Origin of the sequence: Streptomyces tendae (genome assembly GCF_014650435.1) — a bacterium.
Taxonomy (GTDB): Bacteria; Actinomycetota; Actinomycetes; order Streptomycetales; family Streptomycetaceae; genus Streptomyces; species Streptomyces tendae.
Genome location: NZ_BMUY01000001.1, coordinates 953,441 through 972,410, shown reverse-complemented (window position 1 = coordinate 972,410; position 18,970 = coordinate 953,441). Strand labels below are relative to the sequence as shown.

Annotated in this window: 20 protein-coding genes; 4 read left to right on the top strand and 16 right to left on the bottom strand. The window is 69.8% G+C overall.

The window, feature by feature from the left end; all coding sequences use genetic code 11:
- Window positions 1-13: 13 nt before the first annotated feature.
- The gene (locus tag IE258_RS04480; RefSeq protein ID WP_109033455.1) at window positions 14-586 is read left to right on the top strand and encodes a cob(I)yrinic acid a,c-diamide adenosyltransferase; all 573 of its coding nucleotides are present in this window, start codon (window positions 14-16) and stop codon (window positions 584-586) included.
- A gap of 45 nt (window positions 587-631) precedes the next feature.
- Here the strand turns inward: IE258_RS04480 and IE258_RS04475 are convergent, their stop codons facing one another.
- Window positions 632-1,213, bottom strand: coding sequence for a hypothetical protein (locus tag IE258_RS04475; protein ID WP_189739085.1), 582 nt, complete (start codon window positions 1,211-1,213; stop codon window positions 632-634).
- A gap of 152 nt (window positions 1,214-1,365) precedes the next feature.
- On the opposite strand from IE258_RS04475, the gene IE258_RS04470 reads away from it, so the two are divergent.
- From IE258_RS04470 to IE258_RS04460, 3 genes are all read left to right on the top strand, one after another.
- On the top strand, window positions 1,366-2,562 hold the full coding sequence (locus IE258_RS04470) for a sensor histidine kinase (protein ID WP_189739082.1): 1,197 nt from the start codon (window positions 1,366-1,368) through the stop codon (window positions 2,560-2,562).
- Window positions 2,559-3,200, top strand: coding sequence for a response regulator (locus IE258_RS04465; RefSeq protein WP_109033452.1), 642 nt, complete (start codon window positions 2,559-2,561; stop codon window positions 3,198-3,200). The genes IE258_RS04470 and IE258_RS04465 overlap by 4 nt, the downstream gene beginning before the upstream one ends.
- 147 nt (window positions 3,201-3,347) lie before the next feature.
- On the top strand, window positions 3,348-5,177 hold the full coding sequence (locus IE258_RS04460) for a glycoside hydrolase family 18 chitinase (RefSeq protein WP_161377855.1): 1,830 nt from the start codon (window positions 3,348-3,350) through the stop codon (window positions 5,175-5,177).
- Window positions 5,178-5,195: 18 nt separating this feature from the next.
- On the opposite strand, the gene IE258_RS04455 is transcribed toward IE258_RS04460, so the two are convergent.
- The 15 genes from IE258_RS04455 to prmC form a co-directional block, all read right to left on the bottom strand.
- Complete coding sequence (locus IE258_RS04455) at window positions 5,196-5,645, bottom strand: DUF2550 domain-containing protein (RefSeq protein ID WP_087807213.1); 450 nt, start codon at window positions 5,643-5,645, stop codon at window positions 5,196-5,198.
- A 142-nt stretch (window positions 5,646-5,787) separates the two neighbouring features.
- The gene (locus IE258_RS04450; protein ID WP_159328442.1) at window positions 5,788-6,162 is read right to left on the bottom strand and encodes a F0F1 ATP synthase subunit epsilon; all 375 of its coding nucleotides are present in this window, start codon (window positions 6,160-6,162) and stop codon (window positions 5,788-5,790) included.
- 131 nt (window positions 6,163-6,293) lie between these two features.
- Complete coding sequence (gene atpD, locus IE258_RS04445) at window positions 6,294-7,730, bottom strand: F0F1 ATP synthase subunit beta (RefSeq protein ID WP_159328443.1); 1,437 nt, start codon at window positions 7,728-7,730, stop codon at window positions 6,294-6,296.
- Window positions 7,730-8,647: a F0F1 ATP synthase subunit gamma gene (locus IE258_RS04440; RefSeq protein ID WP_189739078.1), complete on the bottom strand. Its 918-nt coding sequence runs from the start codon at window positions 8,645-8,647 to the stop codon at window positions 7,730-7,732. The genes atpD and IE258_RS04440 overlap by 1 nt, the downstream gene beginning before the upstream one ends.
- A gap of 21 nt (window positions 8,648-8,668) precedes the next feature.
- Window positions 8,669-10,258 (bottom strand): F0F1 ATP synthase subunit alpha, encoded by a 1,590-nt coding sequence (atpA, locus tag IE258_RS04435; protein ID WP_159328445.1) that lies wholly within the window; start codon window positions 10,256-10,258, stop codon window positions 8,669-8,671.
- Between the two features lie 193 nt (window positions 10,259-10,451).
- A complete protein-coding gene (locus IE258_RS04430) occupies window positions 10,452-11,267 on the bottom strand; it encodes a F0F1 ATP synthase subunit delta (protein WP_189739314.1) in 816 nt (271 codons plus the stop codon).
- A gap of 5 nt (window positions 11,268-11,272) precedes the next feature.
- The gene (locus tag IE258_RS04425) at window positions 11,273-11,833 is read right to left on the bottom strand and encodes a F0F1 ATP synthase subunit B (RefSeq protein ID WP_174256484.1); all 561 of its coding nucleotides are present in this window, start codon (window positions 11,831-11,833) and stop codon (window positions 11,273-11,275) included.
- Window positions 11,834-11,875: 42 nt separating this feature from the next.
- The gene (gene atpE / locus IE258_RS04420) at window positions 11,876-12,100 is read right to left on the bottom strand and encodes an ATP synthase F0 subunit C (protein WP_007387656.1); all 225 of its coding nucleotides are present in this window, start codon (window positions 12,098-12,100) and stop codon (window positions 11,876-11,878) included.
- A gap of 72 nt (window positions 12,101-12,172) precedes the next feature.
- On the bottom strand, window positions 12,173-13,012 hold the full coding sequence (gene atpB / locus IE258_RS04415) for a F0F1 ATP synthase subunit A (protein WP_059301460.1): 840 nt from the start codon (window positions 13,010-13,012) through the stop codon (window positions 12,173-12,175).
- A gap of 210 nt (window positions 13,013-13,222) precedes the next feature.
- Window positions 13,223-13,657, bottom strand: a complete 435-nt coding sequence (locus IE258_RS04410; RefSeq protein ID WP_030187255.1) for a Cg1360 family ATP-synthase-associated protein — start codon at window positions 13,655-13,657, stop codon at window positions 13,223-13,225.
- 272 nt (window positions 13,658-13,929) lie between these two features.
- Window positions 13,930-15,234: an MraY family glycosyltransferase gene (locus IE258_RS04405; RefSeq protein WP_189739077.1), complete on the bottom strand. Its 1,305-nt coding sequence runs from the start codon at window positions 15,232-15,234 to the stop codon at window positions 13,930-13,932.
- A gap of 153 nt (window positions 15,235-15,387) precedes the next feature.
- A complete protein-coding gene (glyA, locus tag IE258_RS04400; protein WP_159328448.1) occupies window positions 15,388-16,644 on the bottom strand; it encodes a serine hydroxymethyltransferase in 1,257 nt (418 codons plus the stop codon).
- A 66-nt stretch (window positions 16,645-16,710) separates the two neighbouring features.
- Window positions 16,711-17,391: an arsenate reductase/protein-tyrosine-phosphatase family protein gene (locus IE258_RS04395; RefSeq protein ID WP_189739074.1), complete on the bottom strand. Its 681-nt coding sequence runs from the start codon at window positions 17,389-17,391 to the stop codon at window positions 16,711-16,713.
- A complete protein-coding gene (locus tag IE258_RS04390) occupies window positions 17,388-18,035 on the bottom strand; it encodes an L-threonylcarbamoyladenylate synthase (protein ID WP_159328449.1) in 648 nt (215 codons plus the stop codon). The genes IE258_RS04395 and IE258_RS04390 overlap by 4 nt, the downstream gene beginning before the upstream one ends.
- 50 nt (window positions 18,036-18,085) lie before the next feature.
- On the bottom strand, window positions 18,086-18,931 hold the full coding sequence (gene prmC, locus IE258_RS04385) for a peptide chain release factor N(5)-glutamine methyltransferase (RefSeq protein WP_159328450.1): 846 nt from the start codon (window positions 18,929-18,931) through the stop codon (window positions 18,086-18,088).
- Between the last annotated feature and the right edge of the window lie 39 nt (window positions 18,932-18,970).

Here is an 18,970-nt window from a genome sequence, read left to right as displayed (position 1 = left end):
CTACGCTGGCCCCATGGTCAACCTGACGCGCATCTACACCCGGACCGGCGACAAGGGCACCACCGCCCTCGGCGACATGAGCCGGGTCCCCAAGACCGACCTCAGGATCTCCGCGTACGCCGACGCCAACGAGGCGAATGCGGTGATCGGCACCGCCATCGCCCTGGGCGGCCTGTCCGAGGAGGTCGTCAAGGTCCTCGTCCGCGTCCAGAACGACCTGTTCGACGTGGGCGCGGACCTGTCGACGCCGGTGGTGGAGAACCCGGAGTACCCGCCGCTCAGGGTCGAGCAGTTCTACGTCGACAAGCTGGAGGCGGACTGCGACCGCTACCTGGCCGAGGTGGAGAAGCTCCGCTCCTTCATCCTCCCCGGCGGCACCGCCGGCGCGGCCCTGCTGCACCAGGCGTGCACGGTGGTCCGGCGGGCCGAGCGCTCCACCTGGGCGGCGCTGGAGGCCCACGGCGAGACGATGAACCCGCTCACCGCGACCTACCTGAACCGGCTGTCCGACCTCCTGTTCATCCTGGCCCGGGTGGCCAACAAGGAGGTCGGCGACGTGCTGTGGGTGCCGGGCGGGGAACGCTAGGCACTCCGCTGGTGGCGCCGCTACGGCCGTCCTCCGTCTGCCGCGTCATCGTGGCTGGTCGCGCAGTTCCCCGCGCCCCCTTGGGGCGCTGCCCGCCGGGCCCCTCTTCGGCCAGATCAGGTACGTCAGGGCGATCAGGCCGTGGATGCCGACGACGCGCAGGGCCGTCCACTGGAAGGAACGCAGCGACGAGACGTCGCCCTCGTCGCCGACGTACCAGACGGCGCCCTGGAGCAGCGCGCAGGCGACGGCGGCGCCCAGCAGCGTGCGCAGCCACAGCCCGCCCTCGTGCCGCGCCCGGGGCATGCCGTAGCGAGGGGGCTTGACCGGTGGCGGGCCGCCGGCCAGGCGGTGGGCGGCGTGGCCGTCGAGCCAGCGGATCGTGTAGTGGCCGTAGGCGACGGTGTAGCCGATGTACAGCGCGGCCAGACCGTGCTCCCAGCCGGGCTCGGCGCCGTTCCTCAGGTCCCACGCCGTCACGGCGAACAGCACCAGTTCCAGCACCGGCTCGCACAGCAGCAGGACCACGCTGGTGCGCCGCCACTTCAGCAGGTAGCGGGCGCCCAGGCCGAGGGCCAGCAGCACCCAGAAGCCGACCTCGCAGGCGATGATCAACGCGACGACCACGACGTACTCCCTTCGTTCACCCTTCCAGGCTCCCGTCGGAATCCACCCACTTCGTCGTCGGCGGTGACGAACCTCCGGTACATCGAAAGATGCAGTGCGGGACCCTTCCCGGGGATCAGGCGGGCGGGGCGCGGGCCGTGTTGGATGGTGGCATGGCCGCACGACTCCCCCGCCCGCGCCGCTTCGACGTGTACGCCGCGTCGGCCGGTCTGCTGGGCGGGCTGCTGCTGTGGGGCATCGGCCTCGGCGTACGGCCGGCCGACGAGCCGATCGTGCTGTTCGACGGCCGCTGGCCGCTGCTGGTCCCGCTCGTCGTCATGGCGGGCTGCGAGCTGCTGCGCCGGGCCGCGCCGCGCACCGGTCTGCTGATCGGCACCTTCGCGCTGACCGCGGACACGCTCACCCAGGGCAGCCTGGTCACGGTGATCATGTACACCGACCTGATGTACGCCGCCGTGCTGTACGGTCCGCCCGCTTCGGCCCGCCGCATCCCGTGGATCACCGGGCTGCTCACCGTCGCCTCGACGCTGGTGCCGTTCGCCGTGTGGCGGGTGCCCGAGACACTGCTCATCGGCGTCGCCGTCGGCATCGTGTCCTTCGCGCCCGCCTCCACCGGGCTCATCGTCCGCAACCACCGCGAGGCCGCCGACGCCGCCCTGCTGCGGGCCGAGCAGACCGCGCTGCTCGCCGAGATGGACCGGGTCCAGGCGGTGACGGCGGAGCGCTCCCGGATGGCCCGCGAGCTGCACGACATGGTCGCCAACCACCTCTCCGCGATCGCCATCCACTCCACGGCCGCGCTCTCCCTGGACGACGCGGCGACCACCCGGCAGGCGCTCGGCGTGATCCGGGAGAACAGCGTGGCGGGACTGGCCGAGATGCGACGGCTCATCGGCATCCTGCGGGACCAGGGCGGGGACACCGAGCCGGCCGCCGCGCCCACCCTCGACGGGCTCGGCGCGCTGGTCGAGGGCGCCCGCGCCAACGGCCTCGACGTCGCCCTGGACGCGGCCCCCGGCGAGGCCCTGCCCGCGCCGGTCGAGCTGGCCGCGTACCGGATCGTGCAGGAGTCGCTCACCAACGCGCTCAAGCATGCCTCGCAGGGCACCGTCCGGGTGCGGCTCGACCGGCACGAGGGCGCCCTGCGGGTCGAGGTGACCAGCCCGTACGGCGAGCGGGACACCCCGCGCGTCCCCGGTTCCGGCGCCGGTCTCGTCGGGATGCGGGAGCGGGTCGCGCTGCTGCACGGCACGTTCGAGGCCGGGGCGGTGGCGGACCCCGGCCCGGCGGGCGGCAAGATCTGGGCCGTGCGCGCCACGCTGCCCCTGACCGAAGGAGACCTCGCATGATCCGCGTCCTCGTCGCCGAGGACCAGTCCGCCGTCCGCGCGGGGCTGGTGCTGATCCTGGGCAGCGCACCGGACATCGAGGTGGTGGGCGAGGCAGCCGACGGCGAGCAGGCGGTGGCGCTGGCCCGGGAGCTGCGTCCCGACCTGGTGCTGATGGACGTGCAGATGCCGCGCCTGGACGGGGTGTCGGCGACCCGGATCGTGGTCGGGGAGCAGCTCGCCGACGTCCTGGTGCTGACCACCTTCGACCTGGACGAGTACGTCTTCGGGGCGCTGCGGGCGGGGGCCGCCGGGTTCCTGCTGAAGAACACCGACGCCAAGGACCTGCTCGCGGCCGTGCGCACGGTGGCGGGCGGCGAGGGGATCGTGGCCCCGGCCGTCACCCGGCGGCTGATCGCCGAGTTCGCCGCGAAGCCGGTGCGCGAGCCGACCGCGGACCCGGCGGTGCTGCGGGAGCTGACCCGGCGTGAGCGCGAGGTGCTCTCGTGTCTCGGCGAGGGGCTGTCCAACGCGGCGGTCGCGGAGCGTCTCGACATGGCGGAGGCCACGGTCAAGACGCACGTCAGCCGACTGCTGGGCAAGCTGGGGCTGCGCAGCCGGGTGCAAGCGGCGGTGCTGGCACAGGAGTTGGGGATCTAGCGTTCCCTGAAAATCACAGGTTCAACCACTGGCCGCCACATTGGTCCAGACCTATTGACCTGTGGTCCAGACCTTTCTATTCTCGCCGCACTGCGGGCATGAGGCTCAGTCATGCCCTCGACAACATCCCCATATAAGGAGGCGCACATGCGCTTCAGACACAAAGCCGCGGCACTCGCAGCGACCCTGGCGCTTCCCCTCGCCGGTCTGGTCGGCCTCGCGAGCCCGGCCCAGGCCGCCGCGAGCGCGACGGCCACCTTCGAGAAGACCTCGGACTGGGGCACGGGCTTCGGCGGCAAGTGGACGGTGAAGAACACCGGCACCACCTCCCTCAGCTCCTGGACCGTCGAGTGGGACTTCCCCTCCGGCACCAAGGTCACCTCCGCCTGGGACGCCACCGTCACCAACTCCGCGGACCACTGGACCGCCAAGAACGTCGGCTGGAACGGGACGCTCGCCCCCGGCGCCTCGGTCTCCTTCGGCTTCAACGGCAGCGGGCCCGGCTCCCCGTCCAACTGCAAGCTCAACGGCGGCAGCTGCGACGGCACCTCCGTCCCCGGCGACGAGGCCCCCTCCGCGCCCGGCACACCCACCGCCTCCAACATCACCGACACCTCGGTGAAGCTGTCCTGGTCGGCGGCGACCGACGACAAGGGCGTCAAGAACTACGACGTCCTGCGGGACGGCGCGAAGGTCGCCACCGTCACCGGCACCACCTACACGGACAACGGCCTCACCAAGGGCACCGCGTACTCGTACAGCGTCAAGGCCCGTGACACCGCCGACCAGACCGGTCCGGCCAGCGGCGCCGTGAAGGTCACCACGACCGGCGGCGGGGACGGCGGCAACCCCGGCACCGGCGCCGAGGTCAAGATGGGCTACTTCACCAACTGGGGCGTCTACGGGCGCAACTACCACGTGAAGAACCTGGTCACCTCCGGCTCCGCCGACAAGATCACGCACATCAACTACGCCTTCGGCAACGTCCAGGGCGGCAAGTGCACCATCGGCGACTCCTACGCCGACTACGACAAGGCGTACACCGCCGACCAGTCCGTCGACGGCGTCGCCGACACCTGGGACCAGCCGCTGCGCGGCAACTTCAACCAGCTGCGCAAGCTGAAGGCCAAGTACCCGAACATCAAGATCCTCTACTCCTTCGGCGGCTGGACCTGGTCCGGCGGCTTCCCCGACGCCGTGAAGAACCCGGCCGCGTTCGCGAAGTCCTGCCACGACCTGGTCGAGGACCCGCGCTGGGCCGACGTCTTCGACGGCATCGACCTGGACTGGGAGTACCCGAACGCCTGCGGTCTCAGCTGTGACGAGACCAGCGCCCCGAACGCCTTCAGCACCATGATGAAGGCCATGCGCGCCGAGTTCGGCCAGGACTACCTGATCACCGCGGCCGTCACCGCCGACGGCTCGGACGGCGGCAAGATCGACGCCGCCGACTACGGCGAGGCATCGAAGTACATCGACTGGTACAACGTGATGACGTACGACTTCTTCGGCGCCTGGGCGAAGAACGGCCCGACCGCTCCGCACTCGCCGCTGACCGCGTACGACGGCATCCCGCAGCAGGGCTTCAACACCGCCGACGCGATGGCGAAGTTCAAGTCCAAGGGCGTCCCGGCCGACAAGCTGCTGATCGGCATCGGCTTCTACGGCCGCGGCTGGACCGGCGTCACGCAGTCCGCGCCCGGCGGCACCGCCACCGGCCCGGCGACCGGCACCTACGAGGCGGGCATCGAGGACTACAAGGTCCTCAAGAACAGCTGCCCGGCCACCGGCACCGTCGCCGGCACCGCGTACGCCCACTGCGGCTCCAACTGGTGGTCCTACGACACCCCGGCCACCATCAAGTCCAAGATGGACTGGGCGGAGCAGCAGGGCCTCGGCGGCGCCTTCTTCTGGGAGTTCAGCGGCGACACCACGAACGGCGAACTGGTGAGCGCCATCGACAGCGGCCTGAAGTAAAAACAGCCGTAAGAAGAGTTAAGCGACATTGACGCGCTGACCGGGCGGGGCTGCTTCCAGCCACGCGAGGAATCCGGTCAGCGCGTCTTCGCTCATCGCCAGTTCGAGCCGTGTGCCCCGGTGCAGACAGGCCAGGACCACGGCGTCGGAGAGCAACGCAAGCTCCTCCTCCCCGTCCGGCACCCGGCGGCCGGCCACCTCGATCGCGGAGCGCTCGAGGACGCGGCGCGGGCGGGGGGAGTACGAGAAGACGCGGTACCACTCGACCCGGTCGCCGTTGTACCGGGCCACCCCGTAGGCCCAGCCCTTGCCGTCGGTGGTGTCGCCCTCCTTGGGGGCGTCCCAGCGCAGGGAGCAGTCGAAGGTGCCGCCCGAGCGCTGGATCAGCCGGCGGCGCAGACCGAAGACGAAGAGGCCGATCACCACCACGGCCACGACGATTCCGCACACAGTCAGAGCGAGGGCCATCGACACCGACCTCCTCGTCTCCTAGGTAACGGAACGGAAAAAACACCCGGATCTGCCTCAGCCGCGGCCGGGTCCGGATGGCTCCGGTCCCAGCCGCGGCTGAGTGACGTCATGGCACGACGCTATCGCACTGTGCTGTGGATCAGCGTCCCGCCGCCGCGCGCAGTCGGACGTCCGCGCGGCGCTCGGCGTGGGCGTCGCCCTCCGCCTTCGCCTGCTCGAGCTTCCGCTCGGCACGGTGGACGTCGATCTCGTCCGACAGCTCGGCGACCTCGGCCAGCAGCGACAGCTTGTTGTCGGCGAACGAGATGAAACCGCCGTGCACCGCGGCGACGACCGTCCCGCCGTCACTCGTACGAATGGTCACCGGGCCCGACTCCAGCACACCGAGCAGCGGCTGGTGACCGGGCATGACGCCGATGTCGCCGGACGTGGTGCGCGCGACGACCAGGGTGGCCTCGCCGGACCAGACCTCTCGGTCGGCCGCGACCAGCGCGACGTGCAGCTCAGCAGCCAAGGTGGCTCCTCGGGTCACCACCCGGCGGGAGAGCCGGGTGTTGGTTACAAGTCTAAGGGGCGTGCCGGAGGGGACGGGACGCGCCCGCCCCCTCCGGGTGGTGAACCGTGCGGCTCACCGCGAGCCGGGGCTCAGGAGACGCCCAGCTCCTTGGCGTTGTTCTTCAGGTCCTCGATGCCACCGCACATGAAGAACGCCTGCTCCGGGAAGTGGTCGTACTCGCCGTCGCAGATCGCGTTGAAGGCCGCGATCGACTCGTCCAGCGGGACGTCCGACCCGTCGACGCCGGTGAACTGCTTGGCGACGTGGGTGTTCTGGGACAGGAAGCGCTCCACGCGACGGGCACGGTGGACGACGAGCTTGTCCTCTTCGCCCAGCTCGTCGATACCGAGGATCGCGATGATGTCCTGCAGGTCCTTGTACTTCTGCAGGATGTTCTTCACGCGCATCGCGGCCTGGTAGTGGTCCGCCGCGATGTACCGCGGGTCGAGGATGCGGGACGTCGAGTCCAGCGGGTCCACGGCCGGGTAGATGCCCTTCTCCGAGATCGGACGGGAGAGCACCGTCGTCGCGTCGAGGTGGGCGAAGGTGGTGGCCGGGGCCGGGTCGGTCAGGTCGTCCGCGGGGACGTAGATCGCCTGCATCGAGGTGATCGAGTGACCACGGGTCGAGGTGATGCGCTCCTGGAGGAGACCCATCTCGTCGGCCAGGTTCGGCTGGTAGCCCACCGCGGAGGGCATGCGGCCGAGCAGGGTCGACACCTCGGAGCCCGCCTGGGTGAAGCGGAAGATGTTGTCGATGAAGAACAGCACGTCCTGCTTCTGGACGTCACGGAAGTACTCGGCCATGGTCAGGCCGGCCAGCGCGACGCGCAGACGGGTGCCCGGCGGCTCGTCCATCTGACCGAAGACAAGCGCGGTCTTGTCGATGACGCCGGACTCGCTCATCTCGTCGATGAGGTCGTTGCCCTCACGGGTGCGCTCGCCGACACCGGCGAACACGGAGACACCGTCGTGGTTGTTGGCGACGCGGTAGATCATCTCCTGGATGAGCACCGTCTTGCCGACGCCGGCGCCGCCGAACAGACCGATCTTGCCGCCCTTGACGTACGGGGTCAGCAGGTCGATGACCTTGACGCCGGTCTCGAACATCTCGGTCTTCGACTCGAGCTCGTCGAAGTTCGGGGCCTTGCGGTGGATCGGCCAGCGCTCACCGGTGTACTGCTCGTCGACGTTCAGGACCTCGCCGAGGGTGTTGAACACCTTGCCCTTGGTGAAGTCGCCGACGGGGACGGAGATGGCCGCGCCCGTGTCGGTCACCGAAGCCTGGCGGACCAGGCCGTCGGTGGGCTGCATGGAGATGGTGCGGACCAGGCCGTCACCGAGGTGCTGGGCGACCTCGAGGGTCAGCGTCTTGAGCTCACCCTCCTTGGCCGGGTCGGCGACCTCTACGTGCAGCGCGTTGTAGATGTCCGGCATCGCGTCGACGGGGAACTCCACGTCGACGACCGGGCCGATGACCCGGGCGACGCGGCCCGTGGCCGTCGCGGTCTCAACAGTGGTGGTCATTAGTTGTCACTCCCCGCGTTCGCGTCGGCCAGGGCACTGGCGCCACCGACGATCTCGCTGATTTCCTGGGTGATTTCGGCCTGGCGGGCCGCGTTGGCAAGACGGGAGAGCGTGTTGATCAGCTCGCCCGCGTTGTCGGTGGCCGACTTCATCGCGCGCCGGGTGGCGGCGTGCTTGGAGGCAGCCGACTGCAGCAGCGCGTTGTAGATGCGGCTTTCGACGTAGCGCGGCAGCAGGGCGTCGAGGACGTCCTCCGCCGACGGCTCGAAGTCGTACAGCGGAAGGATCTCGTCCTTCGTCGTCGACTCCTGCGCGACCTCTTCGAGGCTCAGCGGCAGCAGCCGCGAGTCGACCGCCGTCTGCGTCATCATCGAGACGAACTCGGTGTAGACGATGTGGAGCTCGTCCACGCCGCCCTCGGCCGTGTCCTTCTCGATGGCCTCGATCAGCGGCGCCGCGACCTTCTTGGCGTCCGCGTACGCCGGCTCGTCGGTGAAGCCCGCGAACGACTCCACGACCTTGCGCTCGCGGAAGTTGTAGTGGGCCAGACCGCGTCGGCCGACGATGTACGTGTCGACCTGGCGGCCGTCACGCTCGAGGCGCTCGGTCAGCTGCTCCGCCGCCTTGATGGCGTTGGAGTTGAAGGCGCCGGCCAGACCGCGGTCGCTCGTGAGGAGCAGGACCGCGGCACGGCTCGGGCTGTCCGCCTCCGTGGTGAGCGGGTGCTTCGTGTTCGACCCGGTACCGACCGCCGTGACCGCGCGGGTGAGCTCCCGCGCGTACGGCGTGGAGGCCGCCACCTTGCGCTGCGCCTTGACGACGCGCGAGGCGGCGATCATCTCCATCGCCTTGGTGATCTTCTTGGTCGCGGTGACGGATCGGATGCGACGCTTGTAGACCCGGAGCTGGGCTCCCATGAGTCAGGTCCCTTCCTTACGTCACTTGGCGGCGGACGGGGCGTCCTCGCCGAGCAGCTTGCCGTCCGAGGTCTCGAACTGCTTCTTGAACGACGTGATCGCCTCGGCGACGGCCTGCAGGGTGTCGTCCGACATCTTGCCGCCCTCGCGGATGGAGGTCATGAGGCCCTGCTCCTGGCGGTGCAGGTACTCAAGGAGCTCCTTCTCGAAGCGGCGGATGTCGCCGACCGGCACCTCGTCCATCTTGCCGGTGGTGCCGGCCCAGACGGAGACGACCTGGTCCTCGGTGGCCATCGGCTGGTACTGGTCCTGCTTCAGCAGCTCGACCATGCGCTGACCGCGCTCCAGCTGCGACTTCGACGCGGCGTCCAGGTCGGAACCGAAGGCGGCGAACGCCTCCAGCTCGCGGAACTGGGCGAGGTCCACGCGCAGTCGGCCGGAGACCTGCTTCATGGCCTTGTGCTGGGCGGAGCCACCGACGCGGGAGACCGAGATACCGACGTTCAGGGCCGGACGCTGCCCGGCGTTGAACAGGTCGGACTCCAGGAAGCACTGGCCGTCGGTGATGGAGATGACGTTGGTCGGGATGAACGCCGACACGTCGTTGGCCTTGGTCTCGACGATCGGCAGACCGGTCATCGAGCCGGCGCCCTCGGCGTCGGAGAGCTTCGCGCAGCGCTCCAGCAGACGGGAGTGCAGGTAGAAGACGTCACCCGGGTAGGCCTCGCGGCCCGGCGGGCGGCGCAGCAGCAGCGACACGGCGCGGTAGGCGTCGGCCTGCTTCGACAGGTCGTCGAAGATGATCAGGACATGCTTGCCCTCGTACATCCACTGCTGGCCGATGGCCGAGCCGGTGTACGGCGCCAGGTACTTGAAGCCGGCCGGGTCGGACGCCGGGGCGGCCACGATGGTCGTGTACTCCAGCGCGCCGTTCTCCTCCAGCGCGCCGCGCACGGACGCGATGGTGGAGCCCTTCTGGCCGATGGCGACGTAGATGCAGCGGACCTGCTTGTTCGGGTCGCCGGTGCGCCAGTTGTCGCGCTGGTTGATGATCGTGTCGACGGCCAGGGCGGTCTTGCCGGTCTGGCGGTCGCCGATGATCAGCTGGCGCTGGCCGCGGCCGATCGGGGTCATGGCGTCGACGGCCTTGTAGCCCGTCTCCATCGGCTCGTGCACCGACTTGCGCTGCATGACCGTGGGGGCCTGCAGTTCGAGGGCGCGGCGACCGGTGGTCTCGATCTCGCCGAGGCCGTCGATCGGGTTGCCGAGGGGGTCGACGACGCGGCCGAGGTAGCCCTCGCCGACGGCCACGGAGAGGACCTCACCGGTACGCGAGACCGGCTGCCCCTCCTCGATGCCGCTGAACTCACCGAGGACGATGGCACCGATCTCGCGCTCCTCGAGGTTGAGGGCGAGGCCGAGGGTGCCGTCCTCGAACTTCAGCAGTTCGTTGGCCATGGCCGAGGGCAGGCCCTCGACCTTCGCGATGCCGTCGCCGGCAAGGGTGACCGTACCGACCTCCTCGCGCGAGGCCGCGTCCGGCTTGTACGACTGGACGAAGTTCTCCAGTGCGTCCCGGATCTCCTCCGGCCGGATCGTGAGCTCCGCCATCTGAGTTCCCTGCTCTCCTTGTTGGGCCCGAAGTTTCACTTGGGGGGTATTCCACGAGTCGGGACTCCCCCCAATGAGAGGTGAATCCTCTGCACGGCCCAACCAGGGCCGTCGTAAGTACGTACTGCTACTGCTCTGTTACTGCTGTGCTGCTGCGTGCTGTGCTGTTGTCGCGACCGCCGTCGCGGGGGCGTCAGCTCGCCAGCCGGCGGCCGGCGTCCTCCAGACGGTCCGCGATGGAGCCGTTGATGACCTCGTCACCGACCTGCACCCGGATTCCGCCGAGAACCTCGGGGTCCACGTCGAGGTTGAGGTGCATCGGACGGCCGTAGACCTTCGCGAGGGCCGCGCCGAGGCGCTGCTTCTGCGTGTCGCTCAGCGGCACCGCCGAGGTGACCACGGCGACCATCCGGTCCCGCCGGTCGGCGGCGAGCTTGGACAGGGACTCGAGTCCCGACTCCAGGCTACGTCCCCGCGGCGCGGTGACAAGGCGCGTCACCAGACGCTCGGTGGTCTGCTCCGCCCGGCCGCCGAGCAGGTCGCGCAGCAGCTCGCCCTTGGCCGCGGTGGTGGCCGACCGGTTGGTGAGCGCGGCGCGCAGCTCGGTGTTGGAGGAGACGATCCGGCCGAACCGGAACAGCTCGTCCTCCACGTTGTCGAGCCGGCTCCGCTTCTGGGCGGCGGTGAGGTCGGCGGTGTTCGCCAGCTCCTCCAGCGCGTCCACCAGGTCGCGGGACTGCGACCAGCGGGAGCGCACCATGCCGGCCACCAGGTCGACGGCCTGGCCGCTGACCTGGGTGCCGAAGAGGCGCTGGGCGAGCTCGGCCTTGGCCTCGCCCGACTGCGCCGGGTCGGTGAGGACCCGACGCAGCGACACCTCACGGTGGAGCAGCGCGGTGACGGCGGCCAGCTCGTCGGCGAGCGAGCCGGCGTCGACGGACGTGGAGTCCGTCAGCGCGTCGAGACGCTCACGCGCGGCGGCCAGGGCCTCGCGGCTCGCTCCGTGCATCCCACTCATCGGGTTGCCTCTGCCGTCGTCGCCTTGTCGTCCAGCTCGTCCAGGAAGCGGTCGATCACACGGCTCTGGCGGGCGTGGTCCTCGAGGGACTCGCCGACCAGCTTGCCGGCCAGCTCGGTGGCCAGCTTGCCGACGTCCTGGCGCAGCGCGGACGCGGCGGCCTTGCGGTCGGCCTGGATCTGGGCGTGACCGGCGGCGATGATCTCCTCACGCTGCCGCTGGCCTTCCGCGCGCATCTCGGCGATGAGCGTGGCGCCCTGCTCCTGCGCCTCCTGACGCAGTCGCGCGGCCTCGTGCCGGGCCTCGGCGAGCTGGGCCTTGTACTGCTCAAGGACGCTCTGGGCCTCGGTCTGCGCGGCCTCGGCCTTCTCGATACCGCCCTCGATGGCCTCGCGACGCTCTTCCAGAACCTTGTTGATGTTCGGGAGGAGCTTCTTGGCGAGGAAGCCGAAGACGATGACGAAAGCGATGAGGCCGATGACAACTTCCGGCCACGGCGGAATGAGGGGATTCTCCTTCTCGCCCTCAGCCGCCAGGAAAACCAGGGCGGAGTTCACATCAGTGCCTTTCGTCGAAAGGGTCGGTCGTCAGTGCTCGTCTTAGTAGACGAACGGCATGACGAGACCGATGAGGGCGAGCGCCTCACAGAAGGCGAAGCCGAGGATCTGGTTGGCGCGGATCAGGCCGGCCGCCTCGGGCTGACGGGCGAGGGCCTGGGTGCCGTTACCGAAGATGATGCCGACGCCGACGCCGGGGCCAATGGCGGCCAGGCCGTACCCGACGGAGCTGAGCGAACCATCAACGGCAGCAAGGGTCTGGGACATGCCGGTTCTTCCTTTTCTTTACGGACCGGTGGGGGTTGGCCACCGGACGGCTGGGGTGTGGTGCCGGACGACTCAGTGGTGCTCGGCGAGCGCGCCCTGGATGTAGGTGCAGGTCAGCAGCACGAACACATAAGCCTGCACGGCCTGGATGAAGAGCTCGAAGGCCGTCATGATGATCGTCATCACGAACGAGACGCCCGCGTAGGCGATGCCGATGCCGTTCAGCATGTACCAGCTGGCGATCGTGAAGAGGAGCAGCAGCGTGTGGCCCGCGAACATGTTCGCGAAGAGCCGGACGGCGTGGGTGAAGGGGCGGACGATCAGGTTCGAGAAGAACTCGATCGTCATGGCCAGCGGCAGCACCGCGCCGAGCGACTTGTCGTAGCCCGTGACGTTCTTGAAGAAGCCCACGAAGCCGTGGCGCTTGAAGGTCAGCGAGACCCACAGGACGTAGACGATCAGGGCCATGCCCGCCGGGTAGGCGATGATCGACGTCACCGGGAACTGGGCGACCGGGATGATCGACCAGAGGTTCATCATCCAGATGAAGAAGAAGAGCGTCACGACGAGCGGGACGTACTTCTCGCCTTCCTTCTTGCCGATCGTCTCGTAGACCACGCCGCGGCGGATGAAGTCGTAGCCGGCCTCGGCGACCATCTGGAGCTTGCCCGGGACAACCTTCGGCTTGTTGAAGGCGGCCCAGAAGAAGCCCACGATGATGATCGAGCCGAGCAGGGCCAGCAGCATCGGCTTGTTGAAGTACATGCCGTTGCCGTCTGCGTTGCCCCAGAGCGGCTCGAAGAGGAACGAGTGCAGGCCGGGAGCCGGGAAGCCACACCCGTCGAACAGGTGGCAGTCGGTCTCGAAGGCGAGCACCTGCGTCGGGTCAGCACTCACCGCGGGCTCCTTCATCGTGGCGCATGGGTACGGCAACCTCGTTGTGTCGGCGCGGCGCGTAACCGCTGTTCGGCACGGGACTGGTGTTACGGATGTGGGGGCGGCTGTGGGGCATCTCGCCTCGCGATTCAGCAGGCGTCAGCCGAGATGCCCGCGCCCGCGATGCCGCAGTTGGCACCGGACGATAGCAGGACTTCACATGCCTCTTTATCCCGGCCCTACCCCTCACGACGAGTGGCCCGTCTTTTCGGGCTTTTCGCCCTTCGGCTCGGGTTCGACGTAGAGGATCTTGGCCTTCATGTGCGCCCGCGTCTGCGCGGCGATCCACGCGAGCGTGACGGCGACCAAAGTGATCGCGAAGGACCGGGGGTTGAACAGCGTCGTGTTCTTGAACGCCGCGAGGAAGACGAACAGCAGCAGGATCTGTGCCGCGTAGAGCATCAGGCCCATCGCCTGGAAAAGGTGCGGAAGCGATTTGGCGGTGCGCTGCAGGACGTAGAGGCCGATCCCCATGAAGAGCATCGCAACCACGGTCGCGACGACGGCTCCGACCGCGCCCTTGCCGCCGGCGACCACGGCGCTGACGACGGCGGCTACAGCGCCGACGGCAGCCGTGGGCACGGCAGCCTGAAGCAGGATCCGGACGTCATTGGACGGCATGGCGGCAACTCCGCTTTCAACACACAGGGGGCAGGTGTCGTCATGGACGAGCGTAGCCCCGGGTCGGACGGTGTCCGCACGTTCAAGAGACCGTCGCACTACGGTCCTTGGGCTCTACCCCGGGAATACTCGTGAACCGTATCACAAACTATTTGATGAGGTCTTTACCTGTGGGTGTGCTTGCTGTCACACGTGAGAGTGACAGTGCGCGTTTGTGCAATTACTGCATCCACTTGTCTGGTAATGGGGCGGTTTATCCCCTCGCACCTTTCTCACCGCGCCCGCGAACGAGGTCCGACGGCGGTCGCCCCGTTGACGCCCGAGACACCCACGGCGACGCGCACCCGCTCCCCGTCCTCGTCCTCGTCCGCGACCGCCGGGGCCTCCCCCTCGGCCGCGGTCGCGCTGGCCGCCCGGCGGCGCCGGTAGCGCGGCGGCACGAAGGCCTCGGCCCAGCGGGGGGCGCGCGGGGTGAAGCGCGGCAGCAGGAGCAGGACCAGGCCGATCGCACTGAGGAAGACGACGCCCAGCACGATCCACATCGACGCCGCGTTCACCGAGTAGGCGAGCGCGCCGAACGCGATCAGTGCCGAGAAGAAGTACATGATCAGCACCGCGCGGCTGTGCGAGTGCCCGATCTCCAGCAGCCGGTGGTGCAGGTGCCCCCGGTCCGCGGCGAACGGCGACTGGCCGCGCCAGGTACGGCGCACGATCGCCAGGATCAGGTCGGCGGCCGGGATGGCGATGATGGTCAGCGGCATCAGCAGCGGGATGTAGACCGGCACCATCTGGTGCACGGTGTTGCGCTCGGAGCCGCCGAAGAGGCTGTCCGGGTCCACCTGGCCCGTGATGGAGATCGCGCTCGCCGCCAGCACCAGGCCGATCAGCATCGAGCCCGAGTCGCCCATGAAGATGCGCGCGGGATGGATGTTGTGCGGCAGGAAGCCCAGGCACATGCCCATCAGGATGGCCGCGAACAGCGAGGCGGGCGCCGCGGCTTCGATGCCGTACGAGTACCAGATCCGGTAGGCGTACATGAAGAACGCCGCCGCCGCGATGCACACGACGCCGGCCGCGAGACCGTCCAGGCCGTCCACGAAGTTGACCGCGTTGATGGTCACGACCACCAGCGCCACCGTCAGCAGCGTGCCCTGCCACTGGGTCAGCGCGACCGTGCCCACGGTCGGGATGGGCAGCCACAGGATCGTCAGTCCCTGCACCACCATCACGCCGGCGGCGATCATCTGGCTGCCCAGCTTGATCAGGGCGTCGATCTCGAACTTGTCGTCCAGCACACCGATCAGCCAGATCAGGGCGGCGCCGGAGAGCAGCGCCCGCGGTTCGTTGGACTGCTCGAAGACCTGGTGGAGATTGGTCAGGTGGTCGGCGACCAGCAGACCCGCGCACAGCCCGAAGAACATGGCGATCCCGCCGAGCCGCGGAGTGGGTTCCCGGTGCACGTCGCGGGCCCGGATCTCGGGCATCGCACCCGCCACGATCGCGAACTTGCGTACCGGCCCGGTGAGCAGATACGTCACCGCGGCCGTGACGCAGAGCGTCAGCAGGTATTCACGCACGGGCTTCCCCACAGGTCTCGCTGGCCATTCCCGGCCTCACAGCCTAGCCATCCAGGCATATGGATGAGGACTTCCGGGTAGCGACGATGGTTGCACGTGCGGCTGTGCACCCGTGTCCGCCTACCCCGCCCCGGCCCGGAGACCGCGAAGATCTCAGTCCGGATACGGCGGAAACTCCGTCACCAGGTCCCGTACGTCGCCCCGCGCCGCGGTGGGCTCCGTGTCGCCCCTGAGCACCCCGGCGAGCAGGGTGGCCACCGCCCGCATCTCCCGCTCCCCCATGCCCTGCGTGGTCATGGCCGCGGTGCCCAGGCGCAGCCCACGGGCGTCGCCGTGCGGCAGCGGGCAGCAGTCCAGGACGATCCCGGCCGCCGCCAGCCGCCCCCGTGCGGCCTTGCCGTCGACGCCGAGCGGGGCGGGGTCGACGGTGAGCAGATGGGTGTCCGTACCGCCGGTGGTGACGACCAGGCCCTCGGCCGCCAGGTGGGCCGCGAGGGTCCGGGCGTTGGCGACCACCTGATGGGCGTAGGCGGCGAAGGCGGGGGTCGCCGCCTCCCCGAAGGCGACGGCCTTGGCGGCGATGGTGTGCATCTGGGCCCCGCCCTGGGTGAACGGGAAGACGGCCCGGTCGACCCGCTCGGCCAGTTCGCTTCCGCACAGGATCATGCCGCCGCGGGGGCCGCGCAGCACCTTGTGCGTGGTGGCGCACACGATGTCGGCGTACGGCACCGGGCTGGGCGCCGCTCCCCCGGCGACCAGCCCGATCGGGTGCGCCGCGTCCGCGATGAGGTAGGCGCCCACCTCGTCGGCGATGGCCCGGAAGGCGGCGTGGTCGAGGTGGCGGGGGTATGCGATGGAGCCGCACACGATCGCCTTGGGACGGTGCGTGCGGGCCAGGGTGCGCACCTGGTCGTAGTCGATCAGCCCGGTCTCCGCGTCCACGCCGTAGCCGACGAAGTCGAACCAGCGGCCGGAGAAGTTGCCGGGCGAGCCGTGGGTGAGGTGGCCGCCGTACGGCAGGCCCAGGGCGAGGACGGTGTCGCCGGGGCGCAGCAGGGCGGCGTATGCGGCCAGCACGGCGGAGGAGCCGGAGTGCGGCTGCACGTTGGCGTGCTCGGCGCCGAACAGGGCCTGCGCCCGCTGCGCGGCGAGCCGCTCGGCGACGTCGACGATCTCGCAGCCGCCGTGGTGGCGGGCGCCCGGGTAGCCCTCGGCGTACTTGTTGGCCAGCGGGGAGCCGAGGGCGGCCAGCACGGCGGGGGACGTGAAGTTCTCGGCGGCGATCAGCTGGAGGGTCGTCGCCTGCCGGCGGCCCTCGGCGAACAGGATGTCGGCCAGCTCGGGATCCTGGCGCAGCAGGACGCCGAGCGAGCTGTCATCGGCCTCGATGATGTCGTGGGTGACCGACATGGTGCGCTCCGGGCATGCGTCGACGGTGACGTACGACCAATGTAGGCCCGCGAGCCCCACCCCGCCTCACGCCCGCGCGGAAACCCCCGTCAGCGCCGTCACCACGGGATCCAGCGCCTGGTGTATCTCGTCGCCGATCGAGCGGAAGAACGTCAGGGGCGCGCCGTACGGGTCGTACACCTCGTCCGCCTCCACCGTGGGCGCCAGGAGCCACCCGCGCAGCGCGGCGGCCGCGCGCACCAGGGCGCGGGCGCGGGTGACGACGCCGTCCTCCAGGGGCGGGAGCGTCGCCGGGTCGATGGCGTTCACCAGGCGGGTGAACTCCTTCAGGGTGAAGGTGCGCAGGCCCGCCGAGTGGCCCATGGAGATGACCTGGGCCCGGTGGTCCCGGGTCGCGGTGAGGACCAGGTCGGCGCGGATCACGTGCTCGTCGAGCAGTTCGCGGCCGGTGAAGCCGGCGGGATCGGCGCCGAAGTCGGTGAGGACCGTCTCGGCGTTCGCCTCCATGGGGGCGCCCTCGTGGCCCCAGGTGCCGGCGCTCTCCACGATCAGGCCGCCGCCCAGCACGCCCAGCCGCTCCTGTACCGCGTGCCGGGTCAGCCGCTCGGTGATGGGCGAGCGGCAGACGTTTCCGGTGCTGACGTGGAGGATGCGGAAGCTGTCGCGCGGAAGTCCGACGAACGTGGTCGTGATCTCCGCGGCGCGTTCCCCGTTGCCTATGCCACGCCCCGTCTCAGGGGCCGTCAATTCGCCACCTCGAGGTCGGGTACCACCTTGCGCAGCTCCTCCGCCGACAGCGAGCCCGCGCGCAGCAGCACGGGCACCTCGCGGGTGACGTCGACGATGGACGACGGGACGATGCCGGGGGTGGGGCCGCCGTCGAGGTAGACGGAGACGGAGTCGCCGAGCATCTGCTGGGCCGCGTCGCAGTCCTCGGGGGCCGGGTGGCCGGTCAGGTTGGCGGAGGAGACGGCCATCGGACCGACCTCGGTGAGCAGCTCGATGGCGACCGGGTGCAGCGGCATCCGGACTGCGACCGTGCCGCGGGTCTCGCCGAGGTCCCACTGCAGCGACGGCTGGTGCTTGGCAACCAGCGTCAGCGCGCCCGGCCAGAAGGCGTCCACCAGCTCCCAGGCCAGCTCGGAGAAGTCGGTGACCAGGCCGTGCAGGGTGTTCGGCGAGCCGATGAGCACCGGGGAGGGCATGTTGCGGCCGCGCCCCTTGGCCTCCAGCAGATCGCCGACGGCCTCCGGCGCGAAGGCGTCGGCGCCGATGCCGTACACGGTGTCCGTCGGCAGCACCACCAGCTCGCCTCGGCGGACGGCGGACGCGGCCTCGCGCAGACCGGTCACTCGGTCGGTCGCGTCGTTGGTGTCGTATCGCCGTGCCATTTAGCGGGCCTCCTCGTACACGTACTGCGGGGTGGGAGTGGTCGGGACGTTCACGGCATCGCCTTGCGGGCGGTCGCGAACCTGGGCCGGTTGTTGAGGTCGGGGTGGTCGGCCGCGTCGGCCCAGCCCCGCTCCTCGGTGAAGATCCACGGCACCTGGCCGCCCTGGGTGTCGGCGTGCTCGACGACGACCACGCCGCCGGGGCGCAGCAGGCGGTGCGCGGTGCGTTCCAGGCCGCGGATCAGGTCCAGTCCGTCCTCGCCGGAGAACAGGGCCAGTTCGGGATCGTGGTCGCGGGCCTCGGGGGCGACGTACTCCCACTCGGTGAGCGGGATGTACGGCGGGTTGGACACCACCAGGTCGACCTGGCCGTCGAGGTCCGGGAAGGCGGTCAGGGCGTCTCCCTGGCGCAGGTCGACCCTGGACCCCTCCATGTTCTTGCGCGTCCACGTGAGGGCGTCCTCGGACAGCTCCACGGCGTGCACGCGCGAGCGCGGCACCTCCTGGGCGAGCGCGAGCGCGATGGCGCCCGAGCCGGTGCACAGGTCGACGATGCAGGGCTCGACGACGTCCATGGCGCGCACCGCGTCTATGGCCCAGCCGACGACCGACTCGGTCTCGGGGCGGGGCACGAAGACGCCTGGGCCGACCTGGAGCTCCAGGTAGCGGAAGTAGGCGCGGCCGGTGATGTGCTGCAGCGGCTCGCGCGCCTCCCGGCGGGCGACGACCTCCCAGTACCGGGCGTCGAAGTCCGCGTCCGGCACGGTGTGCAGCTCGCTCCGCTTGACGCCGTGGAGATGCGCGGCGAGCTCCTCCGCGTCGGTGCGCGGCGAGGGCACGCCGGCGTCGGCCAGCCGCTGGGTGGCCTGGGCCACCTCCATGAGCAGCAGGTTCACGCTGGTCCTCCGGGGCTGAGCTGTTGTCCGGTGCGGGTG

Excerpts from the sequence above, each read along its gene's own strand:
- IE258_RS04480 (WP_109033455.1), top strand. The coding sequence starts at position 14 with ATGGTCAACCTGACGCGCATCTACACCCGGACCGGCGACAAGGGCACC.
- IE258_RS04470 (WP_189739082.1), top strand. The coding sequence starts at position 1,366 with ATGGCCGCACGACTCCCCCGCCCGCGCCGCTTCGACGTGTACGCCGCG.
- IE258_RS04465 (WP_109033452.1), top strand. The coding sequence starts at position 2,559 with ATGATCCGCGTCCTCGTCGCCGAGGACCAGTCCGCCGTCCGCGCGGGG.
- IE258_RS04460 (WP_161377855.1), top strand. The coding sequence starts at position 3,348 with ATGCGCTTCAGACACAAAGCCGCGGCACTCGCAGCGACCCTGGCGCTT.
- IE258_RS04455 (WP_087807213.1), bottom strand. The coding sequence starts at position 5,645 with ATGGCCCTCGCTCTGACTGTGTGCGGAATCGTCGTGGCCGTGGTGGTG.
- atpD (WP_159328443.1), bottom strand. The coding sequence starts at position 7,730 with ATGACCACCACTGTTGAGACCGCGACGGCCACGGGCCGCGTCGCCCGG.
- IE258_RS04440 (WP_189739078.1), bottom strand. The coding sequence starts at position 8,647 with ATGGGAGCCCAGCTCCGGGTCTACAAGCGTCGCATCCGATCCGTCACC.
- atpA (WP_159328445.1), bottom strand. The coding sequence starts at position 10,258 with ATGGCGGAGCTCACGATCCGGCCGGAGGAGATCCGGGACGCACTGGAG.
- IE258_RS04430 (WP_189739314.1), bottom strand. The coding sequence starts at position 11,267 with ATGCACGGAGCGAGCCGCGAGGCCCTGGCCGCCGCGCGTGAGCGTCTC.
- atpE (WP_007387656.1), bottom strand. The coding sequence starts at position 12,100 with ATGTCCCAGACCCTTGCTGCCGTTGATGGTTCGCTCAGCTCCGTCGGG.
- atpB (WP_059301460.1), bottom strand. The coding sequence starts at position 13,012 with ATGAAGGAGCCCGCGGTGAGTGCTGACCCGACGCAGGTGCTCGCCTTC.
- IE258_RS04410 (WP_030187255.1), bottom strand. The coding sequence starts at position 13,657 with ATGCCGTCCAATGACGTCCGGATCCTGCTTCAGGCTGCCGTGCCCACG.
- glyA (WP_159328448.1), bottom strand. The coding sequence starts at position 16,644 with ATGTCGGTCACCCACGACATCATCGAGGCCGATGACAGCTCGCTCGGC.
- IE258_RS04390 (WP_159328449.1), bottom strand. The coding sequence starts at position 18,035 with ATGGCACGGCGATACGACACCAACGACGCGACCGACCGAGTGACCGGT.